Source organism: Mangrovicella endophytica, from assembly GCF_002893625.1.
Classification (GTDB): Bacteria; Pseudomonadota; Alphaproteobacteria; order Rhizobiales; family Rhizobiaceae; genus Mangrovicella; species Mangrovicella endophytica.
Map to the genome: position 1 here is coordinate 1 of NZ_PKMZ01000018.1, position 13,049 is coordinate 13,049.

The 13,049-nt window shown below is 67.8% G+C and carries 13 protein-coding genes, 1 tRNA gene and 1 pseudogene; 5 read left to right on the forward strand and 10 right to left on the reverse strand.

What is annotated here, in order from left to right; all coding sequences use genetic code 11:
- The 9 genes and pseudogenes from purU to C0R46_RS20120 all read right to left on the reverse strand — a co-directional run.
- A pseudogene (purU, locus tag C0R46_RS21230) lies at positions 1-112 on the reverse strand (formyltetrahydrofolate deformylase); the annotation flags it as partial.
- A gap of 244 nt (positions 113-356) precedes the next feature.
- Positions 357-1,607, reverse strand: coding sequence for an NAD(P)/FAD-dependent oxidoreductase (locus C0R46_RS20085; protein ID WP_102961461.1), 1,251 nt, complete (start codon positions 1,605-1,607; stop codon positions 357-359).
- Between the two features lie 57 nt (positions 1,608-1,664).
- On the reverse strand, positions 1,665-2,369 hold the full coding sequence (locus C0R46_RS20090) for an ABC transporter substrate-binding protein (RefSeq protein WP_245413699.1): 705 nt from the start codon (positions 2,367-2,369) through the stop codon (positions 1,665-1,667).
- Between the two features lie 226 nt (positions 2,370-2,595).
- Positions 2,596-3,540, reverse strand: coding sequence for a serine hydrolase (locus C0R46_RS20095; protein ID WP_102961463.1), 945 nt, complete (start codon positions 3,538-3,540; stop codon positions 2,596-2,598).
- Entirely contained in the window at positions 3,537-4,532 is a 996-nt protein-coding gene (locus tag C0R46_RS20100; protein WP_102961464.1) for an ABC transporter ATP-binding protein, read from the reverse strand. Before C0R46_RS20100 ends, C0R46_RS20095 begins: the two co-directional genes overlap by 4 nt.
- Positions 4,529-5,512 (reverse strand): ABC transporter ATP-binding protein, encoded by a 984-nt coding sequence (locus C0R46_RS20105; protein ID WP_102961465.1) that lies wholly within the window; start codon positions 5,510-5,512, stop codon positions 4,529-4,531. The genes C0R46_RS20100 and C0R46_RS20105 overlap by 4 nt, the downstream gene beginning before the upstream one ends.
- A gap of 3 nt (positions 5,513-5,515) precedes the next feature.
- The gene (locus tag C0R46_RS20110; RefSeq protein WP_245413696.1) at positions 5,516-6,340 is read right to left on the reverse strand and encodes an ABC transporter permease; all 825 of its coding nucleotides are present in this window, start codon (positions 6,338-6,340) and stop codon (positions 5,516-5,518) included.
- A complete protein-coding gene (locus C0R46_RS20115) occupies positions 6,337-7,272 on the reverse strand; it encodes an ABC transporter permease (RefSeq protein ID WP_102961466.1) in 936 nt (311 codons plus the stop codon). Before C0R46_RS20115 ends, C0R46_RS20110 begins: the two co-directional genes overlap by 4 nt.
- 90 nt (positions 7,273-7,362) lie before the next feature.
- On the reverse strand, positions 7,363-8,865 hold the full coding sequence (locus C0R46_RS20120; RefSeq protein ID WP_245413697.1) for an ABC transporter substrate-binding protein: 1,503 nt from the start codon (positions 8,863-8,865) through the stop codon (positions 7,363-7,365).
- Between the two features lie 139 nt (positions 8,866-9,004).
- On the opposite strand from C0R46_RS20120, the gene C0R46_RS20125 reads away from it, so the two are divergent.
- On the forward strand, positions 9,005-9,889 hold the full coding sequence (locus C0R46_RS20125; protein ID WP_102961468.1) for a LysR family transcriptional regulator: 885 nt from the start codon (positions 9,005-9,007) through the stop codon (positions 9,887-9,889).
- A 126-nt stretch (positions 9,890-10,015) separates the two neighbouring features.
- Here C0R46_RS20125 and C0R46_RS20130 read toward each other — a convergent pair.
- Positions 10,016-10,090: transfer RNA gene (locus tag C0R46_RS20130), tRNA-Gly, on the reverse strand.
- 370 nt (positions 10,091-10,460) lie between these two features.
- Here C0R46_RS20130 and C0R46_RS20135 point away from each other — a divergent pair.
- The 4 genes from C0R46_RS20135 to C0R46_RS21325 all read left to right on the forward strand — a co-directional run bounded on the left by C0R46_RS20135 (position 10,461) and on the right by C0R46_RS21325 (position 13,009).
- Positions 10,461-10,988 (forward strand): prolyl-tRNA synthetase associated domain-containing protein, encoded by a 528-nt coding sequence (locus C0R46_RS20135; RefSeq protein WP_102961469.1) that lies wholly within the window; start codon positions 10,461-10,463, stop codon positions 10,986-10,988.
- Positions 10,985-11,986 (forward strand): thioredoxin, encoded by a 1,002-nt coding sequence (gene trxA / locus C0R46_RS20140; protein WP_102961470.1) that lies wholly within the window; start codon positions 10,985-10,987, stop codon positions 11,984-11,986. The genes C0R46_RS20135 and trxA overlap by 4 nt, the downstream gene beginning before the upstream one ends.
- Positions 11,987-12,092: 106 nt before the next feature.
- Positions 12,093-12,770: an LON peptidase substrate-binding domain-containing protein gene (locus C0R46_RS20145; protein WP_102961471.1), complete on the forward strand. Its 678-nt coding sequence runs from the start codon at positions 12,093-12,095 to the stop codon at positions 12,768-12,770.
- Positions 12,767-13,009, forward strand: coding sequence for a Trm112 family protein (locus C0R46_RS21325; RefSeq protein ID WP_102961472.1), 243 nt, complete (start codon positions 12,767-12,769; stop codon positions 13,007-13,009). Before C0R46_RS20145 ends, C0R46_RS21325 begins: the two co-directional genes overlap by 4 nt.
- The last annotated feature ends 40 nt before the right edge of the window (positions 13,010-13,049 follow it).

Sequence of the window (13,049 nt, forward strand, 5' to 3'; positions counted from 1 at the left end):
CGAACTGGGCGCTGTCGGTGATGTTGCAGCCCTTGGCCGCAAGATAGGTGGAGATCGCGGCGATGATGCCGCGGGTCGACGGACAGGCGACCGTCAGGCAGATTCTGTTCATCATCGACATTCTTGAAACCCTATCGCTGCCAAGCCTGCGATGCGGCAGCGCTTGAGCACCCGCATCCTCGATCAGCCTATCTCCTAGCCGACCGGCATCAGGCGCGCATAGCGACACCGGCGGGATCATAGAGCGACGGCGCAATCACTCCGCGCCGCCCGGTTGCAAGCCGCGGCAGCGTCGCCCTTCGCCGCCGGGTGGGGTCGCGCCGGTGCCGGCGAGGCGTATCGGGCGATTATCTGGGCTAGTGGAAGCGCTGCGCCTCGTAAGGCGCTGGGTCGACGAAGGGCGTTTCGCCGGTGAGAAGCTCGGCAAGGAGCCTGCCGCTGGCGGGGCCGACGGTCAGCCCGTGATGGGCATGTCCGAAGTTGAACCACAGGCCCTTGTGACGTGGCGCGGCGCCGATCACCGGACGCATGTCCGGCAGGCAGGGCCGGCGACCGAGCCAGGGCGTCGCTTCGACCGGTTCGCCGAGGGACAAGAGCCGGCGCGCCAGCCGCTCCGCCTGGTCGATCTGGCCGGTGGCCACGGGCCGGTCGGCATGGGCGAACTCCACCCCGGTGGTCAGCCTGACGCCCTGGCGCATGGGGGCGAGGACATAGCCGGCTTCCTCGTCCACCACCGAGTGATGCAGATCGACGCCGTCCGGCAGCCGGTAGTGCCTATGATAGCCACGCTTGATGGCGAGGGGGATCCGGTAGCCCAATCGCTGGAAGACCAGCCCCGACTGCGGCCCGAGCGCCACGACGACGTCGCGGGCCGCAAGCGCCCCCTCGTTCGTATCGACCGACCAGCCCGTGTCGGACTGGGCGAGGCTCGCGGCATCGCCTGTCAGGATGCGGCCGCCGCGCTTCTCGAACAGCAAGGCATAGCGCTTCGTCAGCTCGCCGGGATCGGTCACGGTCTTGGGGTCGAGCCAGTGGATCGCGCCACTGACGCCGCCCGTCCCGGTCCGCATGGATGGTTCGAGAGCCCCAAAGCCGGCGGCGTCGATGACCGTCATGCGCAGCCCGAGCGGCGCCGTCGTCTCGGCCTCTGCCACGGCGGCCGCAAAGCGCCTCGGCGTCTTGAAGGCTGCGATCCAGCCTTTCGATCGCACCAGGTCACTCGCCCCTGCCGCCTCGATCAGCTGGTCGTGCTCGGTGACGCTGGCCTCGATCAGCGGCAGCATCGCGCGGGCGGCGGTCTGAAGGTTGCGCGGCGAGGAGTGGAACCAGTAGCGCATGAGAAAGGGCGCGACATGCAGAAGGTCGCGCAGATCGTAACGCACCGCGGACGAGCGGTTCAGCGCATAGCGCAGCAGAAGGGTGAGCGCGCGCGGGAAAGCATAGGGAACGACGCTGGAGCGCTCGATCAGCCCTGCATTGCCATAGCTCGTTCCGCCGCCAGGCGGACCGCGATCGACCAATGCGACCTCGCGGCCACGCGCCTGCAGGTGCAGCGCCGTCGACACCCCGACAATACCGGCGCCGAGTACGATCACGTCAGTCTTCATGCGCAGTCCCCCAGCGGAAGCGGGGCGGCCATGCGCCGCCCCGGTTGCCGGTGCCTATCAGTAGATGTCGAAGGGGAAGTACTTGGCGACGATCTTGCCGTAGGTGCCATTAGCCACGATCGCCTTGATGGCCTTGTTGAAGCGCTCGCGCAGCGCATCGTCGCCCTTGCGGATGGCAATGCCTGCCTCCGTCTCGGTGCCCGGAACGTCGCCGAGCAGGCGGCAGCAATCCTTGCCGTCCTTGTTCAGCCAGTCGACGACGACAAATTTGTCGGAGATCAGCGCATCGACGCGGCCGTTCTGCATGTCCGCTGCCGCCTCGTCCTGCGTCGGATAAAGCTTCACGTCGGCGCCGCCCTTGGCGTAGACGTCGTCGGCATAGTTGGCCTGGGTGGTCGCTGCCTGCGCCCCGACGGTCTTGCCTTCCATGTCGGCGGCGGTGACGCCCTTGAGGTCGCTGTCCTTGGGAACGGCGACGGCGAGCGGCGTGGTGTAGTATTTGTCGGTGAAGTCGACCTGCTTCTTGCGCTCCTCGGTGATGCTCATGGAGGCGATGACGGCGTCGAACTTCTTGCCCATCAGCCCCGGGATCATGCCGTCCCAGTCCTGCGCCACGATGGTGCACTCGGCCTTCATCTCGGCGCAGAGAGCGTTCGCCATATCGACGTCGAGACCGGCGAGCGAGCCGTCCGGCTGCACGAAGTTGAACGGGGGATAGGCGCCCTCGGTGGCGATGCGGATGGCCTCCTGGGCGGACGCCATCTGAGTGAGCCCGAGGAGGGCGACGGCAGCAGCGATCAAGACGGGCTTCATAGTTCTCTCTCCATGACGGTCGGGCGGGACGGCGACAAAGGCATGCTCGGGAGTTCCGGAGAACCGGAGGTGCACGGCAGGGCAGGCAGGGTGGGACTCACAGGCTCGCGCCGCGGGGAAGCTGCGGCAGTCTGTGCGGCAGCGCAAGCCCGAGACATCGTCACCGAGGGCGAATTCACCGGGTGAACGCCTCGAACAGCACCCGCCCCATCTGCGGGAAGGCCTGCGGATGATCCTCGCAGAGCGCCTTGCCGCTGGTCATCAGCGAGATCACCAGAGGCACGCCGTCGGCCGGGATCGTCCGGATCAGGTCATGCTTGTGGTAGGCAACCCGCGCATCGCCCGTCCAGGCGAGCCGTCCGGCCTTGCTCCAGAGGGGCAGGCCGGCGGGCACGCCGCCGCCGAGATAGTTGTCGACCTGGAAGAGGGGATTGGCGGCGTCGGGTCCGGCCCGGTCGCGCACGAGGATGTCCTGTGCCCGCCGGCGGGCGGCGGGGGAGAGCGGCAGCCCGCTGCCGAAGAGCTCGGCGAAGAGGCGCGCCGAGGCGAGCGGCGTCAGCGCGTTCATGTTCTCGCCGCGCTCGCCGGCATAGCGCGCCTCGCGGCCGTAGCGCATGTCGTCCATCAGCTTCTGCGTGATGTTGGAGGTCGAGAATTCCGGCCAGCCCAGCGCCTGGAAGAAGCGGTTGAGCCCGTCGCGGCGATGGCGCCAGTCGTCCCAGGCCGATCCTTCCAGCAGCGTGTCGCCGGTGGTCCCGGTGATGATGTCGATGACGTAGTTCGTCGCCATGTTGGACGACCAGAGGATCATGTCGCGCATGGCACGATCGAGTTCGCCATGCGGCGCGACCGTGCCCTGATCAATCAGCGCCAGTGCATGCACGAGATGAAACGCCTTGACGACGCTGCAGGGATAGCAGCGCCAGTCGCCGCGGTAGCTGAAGCCGGTCAGCCCGGTCTCCCCATCGCCGCGCAGCACCACAAGCCCGAAATTGTCCGCGGCAAGGCCAACGGCGCCAAATCGCTCCAGCAGGTGCCCGACGACGGCCTGTCCGGCGCCTTCCATGGCTGGCGTCGTTTCGAAGAAGGCGGCGCCGTTCGCCGTCACCGTGTCGGTCATGTCAGGGTCTTTCCACCAGAAAACGGGAGGGTCGCGTCGGCAGCCTTCCAGCAGCGCACCAGCCCGCCCGGCGCCGTCTCGGTCAGCCGCTGCGGCTCGGCGCAGCGCGCCTCGGCGAAGCGGCAGCGGCTGGCGAAGCGGCAGCCGCGGATCTCGGCATAGGGATCGGGCATCTCGCCGCTCACCGGCTGCCGCGCGGTGCCGCGCCGGCGCGTGACGTCGGGAACGGCATCCATGAGGCCGGCCGTGTAGGGATGGCGGGGATGATCGAAGAGCGCTTCCACCGGCGCCACTTCCATGACCTTGCCGAGATACATCACCGCAACGCGGTCGCAGAGATGACGCACGACCTGCATGTCATGCGAGATGAAGAGGATCGTGATGCCAGTCTCGCGCGACAGGCGCTGCAGTAGGTTGATGATCTGCGCCTGCACCGACGCATCGAGGGCCGAGACCGGCTCGTCCGCAACGAGGATGCGCGGACGCGGGCACAGGGCGCGGGCGATGGAGACGCGCTGACGCTGCCCGCCGGACAGCGCGTGCGGATATTTCGCGGCCGTCTCGGCCGGCAGGCCGACACGCGCCAGCGCCTCCCGAACCTCGGCCTGCCGCTCGCGGCGGGAGAGCTCGCGATGGTAGCGCCCGACCACCTCCTCGAGCAGCGCTCCGATCGTCATGCGCGGATTGAGCGAGGAGTAGGGATCCTGGAACACCATCTGGATGCGGCCGGCCGGGTCCGGTCCGCTCATCGGGCGGCCTTCGAAGAGGACCGTGCCGCCATCGGGCGCCTGCAGGCCGACGGCGAGCCGCGCCAGCGTGCTCTTGCCGCAGCCCGATTCTCCCACGATGCCGAGCGTTTCGCCTTCTGCCACCGCAAGGTCCACGCGATGCACCGCCCGCAGCACCGCGGGCGAGCGTCCGAGCGCAATGTCGACCAGGCTGCGCGGCGTCCAGAAGCTTCGCGATACGTCCTTGAGTTCGAGGAGGCTCATCGCATGCCCTCCAGAAGGCAGGCATCGAGGTGCCGCGGCGCAGCCGCCTCGTGCGCCATCAGCGGCGGCGGCGGTCCGGCGCTGCAGACATCCTCTGCCCGTGGGCACCGGGGCGCGAAACGGCAGCCGGGAGGCGGGGCCGTCAGGCTCGGCGGCGTGCCCTCGATCGGGGTGAGCGGCTGCCCCCGCATGGCCCGCGACGGGAGCGCCGCCAGCAGCGCCCGCGTGTAAGGGTGGCGCGGCCGGTCGAGAACCTCGGCCGTGGTCCCGGTCTCGACAAAGCGCCCGCCATACATCACGGCCACGCGATCACAGACTTCCGAGACGACGCCGAGATCATGCGTCACCAGGATGATCGCGGTGCCGGAGGCGGCGCGGCGCTCCATGAGAAGGCGCAGGATCTGATCCTGAACCGTGACGTCGAGCGCCGTCGTCGGCTCGTCGGCAATGATCAGGCGTGGCTGCAGGGCGAGGGCCATGGCGATGACGATGCGCTGGCGCAGGCCGCCGGAGAGTTCGTGCGGCCAGGCGTCGAGCCGGCGCTCCGGGGAGGTGACGTGAACATCGCGCAGAAGCTGCAGCGCCATGGCGCGCGCCTCGCGCCACGACACCCTGCGGTGCCGCTTGATCACCTCGGCGATCTGGCGCCCGACACGCATCGTGGGGTTGAGGGCGGTCAGCGGGTCCTGAAAGATGAAGGCGACGTCGCGGCCGCGGATGTGCCCGAGCGCGCGCTCAGGCATGGCGGCGAGATCACCGGCGCCGTCGAGGCGGATCGAGCCTCCGGCGATCCGCGCATCGGCCCCGCCGAAGAGCCTGAGGATCGAGCGGCAGGTGGCGGACTTGCCGCAGCCGCTTTCGCCGACGATGCCGAAGATCTCGCCTGGCTGGATGTCGAAGCTGACGCCGTCGACGGCCCGCGCCGTTCCCGACGGCCCGGCGAATTCGGTGACGAGGTCCTGGACCGAAAGAAGGGTCATCGATCAGCCCTTCGGCTTCATGGCCGTGGCGAGACCCTCGCCGAGCAGGGCGAAGGCGACGCCGACCCAGGCGATGGCAAGGCCCGGGAAGATCGTCATCCACGGCGCGTCGCGCATGTAGTCGACGCTCTCGACGATCAGGAGCCCCCATTCCGGCGCCGGCGGCTGCACCCCGAGCCCGAAGAAGGACAGGGCTGCGACGGCCTGCACGGTCAGGACCAGATCCGACATCGAGTAGACGACGGCCGGGGTCACCGCATTGGGCAGGATGTGGCGGAGCATGGTGCGCGCCGGACCGAAGCGCAGGATGGTCAGCGCCTGGACGTATTCGAGGCGCCGGATGATCTGCGTCTCGCCGCGCACGATGCGGGCATAGCCGATCCAGTTCACCATGAAGAAGGCGATGTAGAGATTGCCCTCGCCCGGCCCGAGGACGCCGACGATCGTCAGCACCAGGACATAGAAGGGAAACGCCCAGACTATGTCGGTGATCCGCATCAGCGCGTCGTCGACCCAGCCACCGTAGTAGCCGGCGCACAGGCCGATCAGAATGCCGAGGATCATCGGCCCGAACACGCAGGTCGTCGCCAGACGCAGGTCGTAGACCGCGCCCGCCACGATGCGGGTGAAGATGTCGCGTCCGAAATTGTCGGTGCCGAACCAGTGGGCGGCATCGGGTGGCATCAGCGCATTGCCGAAGTCGAGCGCATAAGGATCGTAAGGCGAGATGAGGGGCGTGACGACCACGGCGGCGGCGAGCGCGAGCAGCATGGCGAGGCCGCCGATCCCGGCGGGACTGCGGACGAAGCGGCGGATCAGGGGCGTCACTTCATCCTCGCGCGCGGATCGGCCAGGGAATAGGCGATATCGGTGAGGAGGTTGACGAGCACCACCAGCACGGCGAAGCACACGGTCAGCCCGCGGATCACCGGAAAGTCGCGGGACTGGATCGCGTCGATCAGCAGGCTCCCGAGGCCCGGCACCGCGAAGATCTTCTCGACCACCACCGTGCCGCCGATGATCCAGCTCACGCGCACGCCGATCACCGAGATAGTGGAGATCAGGCTGTTGCGCAGGATGTGGCGGCCGAACACCTGCGCCGGGCTCAGCCCCTTGGCGCGGGCCGTGTCGACATAGTCGGCCTTCATCGTCTCGATCAGCGTTGCCCGCAGGCTCTGCTGGATCAGGGATGCGGTGGACAGGCCGACGACGAGCGCGGGCAGAAACAGCCGGTGCAGGTTCTGGAGAAAGCCCGTGCCGACGCCGCCCGTCGGGAACAGGCCGAGCCGCAGCGAGCCTTCCAGGATCAGCACGAAACACAGCCAGAAGGGCGGCATGGCGATGAGAAGCACGAAGAGCTGGCGGATCAGGACATCGGCCAGCCGGCCGCGCCGGAGCGCGGCGACGACCGCGAAAGGCAGCGCGATGGCAAGTCCGATGAGGGTGGAATAAAGGGCCAGCGCAAGGGTGATCGGCAGGCGTTCCATCACCAGCCGCGACACCGGCAGCTTGTAGAACAGCGAGACGCCGAAGCTGCCGGTCAGGCAATCGCGCAGGAAGATCAGATATTGCTGCCAGAGCGGCAGATCGAGGCCCCAGAGCCGGCGCATGGCGGCAAGCTCCTCGGCGCTCGCGCGCGTGCCCATGGCATGCTCCACGGGATCGCCCGGCATGACCTGCAGCAGCAGGAAGCTGAGGATGGTGATCCCGAACAGCACCGGCACCAGCATGAGGGCGCGCTGAAGGATGGGTCGAAGCATGAGCGGGACCGGGCCGGATGTCGAAGGGGCGATCAGACCGCCGCCGGACCCAAGGGCTGGACACCCTGAGCCGGCGGCGGCGATGCCGTATCAGTCGGCGAAGGTGACGTCTTCCAGACGGAAGTTCGAGGTCGGCAGGATCTCGAAGCCCTTCACGTCGTCATGCACCGCCCAGGCGGAGGCGGGATGGAACAGGAAGATGTCCGGCGCGCCTTCGCGGAAGAGGCGCACCATCTCCTGGAACTGCTGGCCGCGCTTCTCGCCGTTGATGGTGGAGCGCTCCTCCAGATAAAGCGCGTTCAGCCGCTCGTTCTTCCACTGCGTGTGGTAGGCGTTGGCACGCTCCGGATTGACCGCCAGGAAGCCGATCAACTGATCGGGGTCGATCGTGTCCGAGGTGGCGTAGCTCAGTGCCATCTCGTAATTGCCGGCCTTCGTGGTTTCCCACATCGTGCCGCCTTCGATCATCTGGATCTCGATCTTCACGCCGACGGCGCCGAGCATGGCCTGCAAGGCGACGGCGGCGTTGCGATGCGCGGCGTTGCTGGAATTGACGAGCATGGTGGTGCTGAAGCCGTCGGCGAGCCCGGCTTCGGCCAGCATCGCCTTGGCCTTGGCCGGATCATAAGGGTAGGGCTCCAGCGCCGGATCGGCATAGGCCATCACGGGCATGGCGGTCGCGGCGACCTTGCCGGCGCCGTAGAGAACGCCCTTGATCAGCGCGTCCTTGTCCACGGCGTAGTTCAGCGCCTGGCGCACCTTCTCCTGGTCGAAGGGCGGTTTGGTCGTGTTCAGCATGACGAAGTCGCTGCGATAGGGCACGACCTGCCCGACGCTGATGCCGTCCTTGTCGTCGAGCGTCTTCATCTGGTTCAGCGGCGGGTCGAGGATGAGGTCGGATTCGCCGGCTTCGAGCTTGATGACACGCGCCGAGCCCTCGGCGACGATGTCGAGCTCGGCGCCTTCGACGCCCGGCTTGCCCGGCTGCCAATAGTTCGGATTGGCGGCAAGGACGATCTTGGAGCCGCGCGACCACTCCTTCAGCACGAAGGGACCTGAGCCGACCGGATGTTCGAAGAAGGCGTCGCCTTCCGCCTCGAGCTTGGCCTTTGGCAGGATCGCCGCGGAGAACAGAGCGAGGTTGTTGAAGGCCGGGGTAAACGGCTTCTCCAGTGTCATGACGATCTCGTGGTCGCCGCGGATCTCGTAGCCGGTGATCGGCCGGAAGAAGCGGCCCCAGTCGGACTTCTCCGAGGCGGCGCGGCGCAGCGAATATTCCACGTCCTGCGGCGTCACCGGTGTGCCGTCGGAGAACTTGGCGTCGCGCAGCTGGAAGGTGAGCGTCAGGCCGTCGTCCGACACGGTCCAGGACTCGGCGAGCCCCGGCTCCAGGCCGGTGCCGGTCTTATCCGGGCGGATCAGCGTGTCGTAGATCAGAAGCTGCGTCCAGATCGACCCGTTGTCGCTGGTGGCGATCGGATCGAAGGACACCGCGTCCGTGCCCATGGCGACGCGCAAAGTCCGTGCCTCGGAGGCTGCGGACAGGGCGAGGCTCGAGACGGCGAGGCAGCCGGCGAGCAGGAAAGCCTTCATTCTCACTCTCATCGCAGTCTCCTGAAATCGTGCGTGTGACGCTTTATTGGGCAGCGCAAAAGTTTGGCGTCGTGACGCTAGCATGACGATTTCAGGCGGAATAATAATAAGGAGCAGGTCTTCTATTCACAGGCTGATCGTGAACCTCCGCGAACTCGAACTTTTCGGCACCCTGATGCGGGTCGGTACAACGATCGAGACGGCCCGCGTCCTTCACATGTCGCAGCCGAGCGTCAGCGGGCATCTGAAGCGGCTGGAGGCACGAATCGGCTTCTCGCTGTTCCACCGTTCGGGCAACCGTCTCGAGCCCACGGCCGAGGCTCATCAGCTCTTCGCCGAAGCTGGACCTATCTTTGCGACCCACACGCAGATCCGAGGGCGCCTGGGGGAGCTGTCGGTCCAGGCGGTGCGGCCGGTCGCGGTTTCGGCGACGCCGGCCGTGGTGGAGGGGTATCTCGGCCCGCTCCTGCAGGGCGCCGGCTATCGCGACTGGGAGAAGCGGTTGCATCTGCGGGTCACCGAGCCGGAGATCGACGTGCGGACGGGCTGGGCCGATATCGGGTTGCAGATGGCCATCCCGCCCAAGGCGGAGTTTCATACGGAAGAACTGGCCCGCATTCCCATGCATGCCGTCTTCCGGCGCCACCCGAAATTGGAGGGGCGGCAGAGCCTCTGCCTTGCCGATGTCGCGGGACTGCCGATGGTCGGCTACAATCCCGGCTCCTCGCCGATGGGAGCGGTCATCCGTGACGCGTTCGAGGGACAGGGTCTCCTCTACGACCCCTCCTGCATCGTGCCCTTCTCGTCCACCGTCTGCAGCCTCGTGGAAAGCTGCGGCGGCGTCGGCATCATCGACGAGTTGACGGCGTCGCGGCTGCGCTCGCCGGCGCTGGTCACACGGCCGATCGGGGACTGTCCGACACTGGGGCTGATGGTGTTCTACCGGCGCAACGAACCGCTGCGTGCCGCGGTCCACGACCTTCTGGAAGCGCTGGTTAGGTCGCCGATGGAAACGCGGCGGTAGGACGGGGACGAGGTCGTGCCGGTGCCAGTGCCGGTACCGCCGATGCGCCTGCGGTGCATCCGGCCAGACGGGCGTTCCTGTCGGCAAGGCCGCCGACCGCGCTAGACTGCTGAAGGAAGGGAAAAATGGAGCGGGCGAAGGGATTCGAACCCTCGACCCCAACCTTGGCAAGGTTGTGCTCTACCCCTGAGCTACACCCGCCCGCTCCCCGCGAGGCGCCTTGGCGCTGCGGACCGGCGCTATATGGCCGAAAGCGCCGGCGAATGCAACAGCGTTTTCGCGGCTGATGTCAGCCTCGTGACAGGCTGGCCGGACGGGTTGGCTTCTCGACCAGACGCCGCCCGGTGGGAAGGTGGCGGCTGCGAGGGGAAGGATCGCCCGACCATAGGTCCTGGGCGGACGCCCAGACCAGCTCGATCAGCCGATCGATTGCCATACCGGCCTCGTCCAGGCCGCCCGTTCGCCTGATGACTGCCGTAACAGGGGCTCGGTCGCGGTGTCCCGGGGCGCATGGACATCGCGCCGGCGGGTCGGGCTTGCACGCGGGCACGCGTCCGGCTAGCCGAAGCGCATGACCAAGACGCGCGACGACCTCTTCCAGACCCTGGCCGATCTCGGCATCACGACATCCACGGTGGAGCACCCGCCGCTCTTCACCGTGGAGGAAAGCCAGGCGCTGCGCGGCACGATCTCCGGCGGCCACACCAAGAACCTCTTCGTCAAGGACAAGAAGGGGACACTGTTCCTGGTCGTTGCCGAGGAGGATCGGACCGTCGACCTGAAGACGCTGCACAAGCGCATCGGCGCGCAGGGGCGGCTCTCCTTTGCCAGCGCCGACCAGATGCGCGCCTATCTCGGCGTCGAGCCTGGCTCGGTCACCGCCTTCGGCGTCCTCAACGATACGAACGGCGCGGTGCGCGTCGTGCTTGATGAGGGGCTGCTGGCGCACGATATGGTGAACTGCCATCCTTTGACGAACACGGCCACCACGACGATCGCCCGCGACGACCTTCTCCGCTTCCTCGGTGCGACCGGGCACAGCCCGCTCGTCATCACGCTGGAGGCCGACGCTGCCACAGACGAAGAGCGAGACGCATGAGCGACAACAACCCTTACGCTTCCTCCTTCGGCCTTTCCTATGGCGGCCAGACCGCGCGTCCGGCATCGGGCGGTGCGGCCGCTGGCGCCGGACAGGCGGCGCCCGCAGGGGCGGCCGCCGGCGATCTCGTGAAGGACACGACGACGGCGAAATTCTCCGCTGACGTCCTGCAGGAATCGCGGCGCCAGCCGGTGCTCGTCGACTTCTGGGCGCCGTGGTGCGGCCCCTGCAAGCAGCTGACGCCCATCCTGGAGAAGGCGGTCAAGGCGGCGAATGGCGCGGTCAAGCTCGTCAAGATGAATATCGACGAGCATCCCTCGATCGCCGGCCAGCTCGGCGTCCAGTCGATTCCGGCCGTGTTCGCCTTCGTCAACGGCCAGCCGGTGGACGGCTTCATGGGCGCGCTGCCGGAATCGGAGGTCAAGGCCTTCATCGCGCGGCTGACGGGCGGCAAGGGCGGTGCTGCGGGCGACCCGCTCGCCGAGGCACTGGACGAGGCCAAGCGCCTCCTCGCCGAGGGTGACACCGCCTCGGCGGCACAGCTCTTCGGCGCCGTGCTGCAGCACGATCCGACCACGGTCGGCGCGATCGCCGGTCTTGCCGAGTGCTACCTCGTCATGGGCGATGCGGCGCATGCGCAGGCGATGCTCGACCAGGCGCCGGCGGACAAGGCAAACGACCCGGCGCTGGCGGCGATCCGCACCCGGCTGAAGCTCTCGGAGGAGATCGCCGGACTTGGCGATCCCGTCGCGCTGCAGGCGCGTATCGAGGGCGATGCGAACGACCATCAGGCGCGCTTCGACCTCGCGCTGATCGCCAATGCGATGGGCGACCGCGCCACGGCCGCCGGCCATCTCCTGGAGATCATCCGCCGCGACAGGAGCTTTGCCGAGGACGGCGCGCGCAAGAAGCTGCTCGAGTTCTTCGAGGTCTGGGGCGGGGCCGATCCCGCCACCAAGGACGCACGCCGCCGGCTGTCGTCCCTCCTGTTTTCCTGACCAGAATTGACGCCGCGGCCCTGCCTGGAGCACGGCCGCGGCGTCGCATCCCCTTGAGTTCGCCGGCGCTGGCGCCACATCCGTTGGGCGACGACGGAGGCGACCCTTGGTTCATGCAGGCAACGCGAATTATACGAGAGCATCGGATCTTCCCGAGACGGTTCCGGTGTTCCCCCTCGCCGGTGCCCTCCTCTTGCCGGGCGGCCAGATGCCGCTCAATATTTTCGAGCCGCGCTATCTCGCTATGATCGACGACGCGATCGCGGGCGATCGGCTGATCGGCATGATCCAGCCGCGGCTCGACGGCGCCAAGATGGCCGATGGTGAGCCGGAGCTCTGCGCCGTCGGCTGCCTCGGGCGCATCACCTCCTTCAGCGAAACCGGAGACGGCCGCTACATCATCAATCTCCAGGGCGTCACGCGCTTCCGCATCGCCGAGGAGCTGGCGGTGACGACGCCGTACCGCTCCTGTGCGATCACGCCCTTCCTCGGCGATCTCGACCTCGGCAACGGGGCGGGCGAGGTGGACCGCGAGCAGCTTCTCGCGACCTTCCGCGCCTATCTGGAGGCAAACCAGCTGGAGGCCGACTGGGAGAGCGTCACGCGCGCATCCAACGAGACGCTCGTCAACGCCCTGTGCATGATGTCGCCCTACGGTGCGGCGGAGAAGCAGGCGCTGCTGGAGGCGCCGGACCTGAAGACGCGGGCGGAGACGCTGGTCGCGATCACCGAGATCGCGCTGGCGCGCGATGCCGGCGAAGACAGCGGAAGGACGCTGCAATGACGGCGGATGACGCAGCTGCCGGGCCGGACGCCGGCGGGCTTCAGCCGGGCGGGGGCAGCGCGGCCGCGGGGCGGCCGGACCGGCGGCTCCTGGAACTCTTGGTCTGCCCGCTGACCAAGACGGCGCTGACCTATGACCGCGAGAAGAACGAGCTGATCTCCCGCGCGGCCAAGCTCGCCTATCCCATCCGTGACGGGATCCCGATCATGCTGCCGTCCGAGGCGCGGCCGCTGGACTGAGCGACGCCGGCGGTCGGTCCGTCGCTGGTGCGGCGTCACC

What these genes read in the sequence shown, in the direction of transcription:
- C0R46_RS20085 (WP_102961461.1), bottom strand. Translation starts at nt 1,607, where the DNA reads ATGAAGACTGACGTGATCGTACTCGGCGCCGGTATTGTCGGGGTGTCG.
- C0R46_RS20090 (WP_245413699.1), bottom strand. Translation starts at nt 2,369, where the DNA reads ATGGCGTCCGCCCAGGAGGCCATCCGCATCGCCACCGAGGGCGCCTAT.
- C0R46_RS20095 (WP_102961463.1), bottom strand. Translation starts at nt 3,540, where the DNA reads ATGACCGACACGGTGACGGCGAACGGCGCCGCCTTCTTCGAAACGACG.
- C0R46_RS20100 (WP_102961464.1), bottom strand. Translation starts at nt 4,532, where the DNA reads ATGAGCCTCCTCGAACTCAAGGACGTATCGCGAAGCTTCTGGACGCCG.
- C0R46_RS20105 (WP_102961465.1), bottom strand. Translation starts at nt 5,512, where the DNA reads ATGACCCTTCTTTCGGTCCAGGACCTCGTCACCGAATTCGCCGGGCCG.
- C0R46_RS20115 (WP_102961466.1), bottom strand. Translation starts at nt 7,272, where the DNA reads ATGCTTCGACCCATCCTTCAGCGCGCCCTCATGCTGGTGCCGGTGCTG.
- C0R46_RS20120 (WP_245413697.1), bottom strand. Translation starts at nt 8,865, where the DNA reads ATGAAGGCTTTCCTGCTCGCCGGCTGCCTCGCCGTCTCGAGCCTCGCC.
- C0R46_RS20135 (WP_102961469.1), top strand. Translation starts at nt 10,461, where the DNA reads ATGACCAAGACGCGCGACGACCTCTTCCAGACCCTGGCCGATCTCGGC.
- trxA (WP_102961470.1), top strand. Translation starts at nt 10,985, where the DNA reads ATGAGCGACAACAACCCTTACGCTTCCTCCTTCGGCCTTTCCTATGGC.
- C0R46_RS21325 (WP_102961472.1), top strand. Translation starts at nt 12,767, where the DNA reads ATGACGGCGGATGACGCAGCTGCCGGGCCGGACGCCGGCGGGCTTCAG.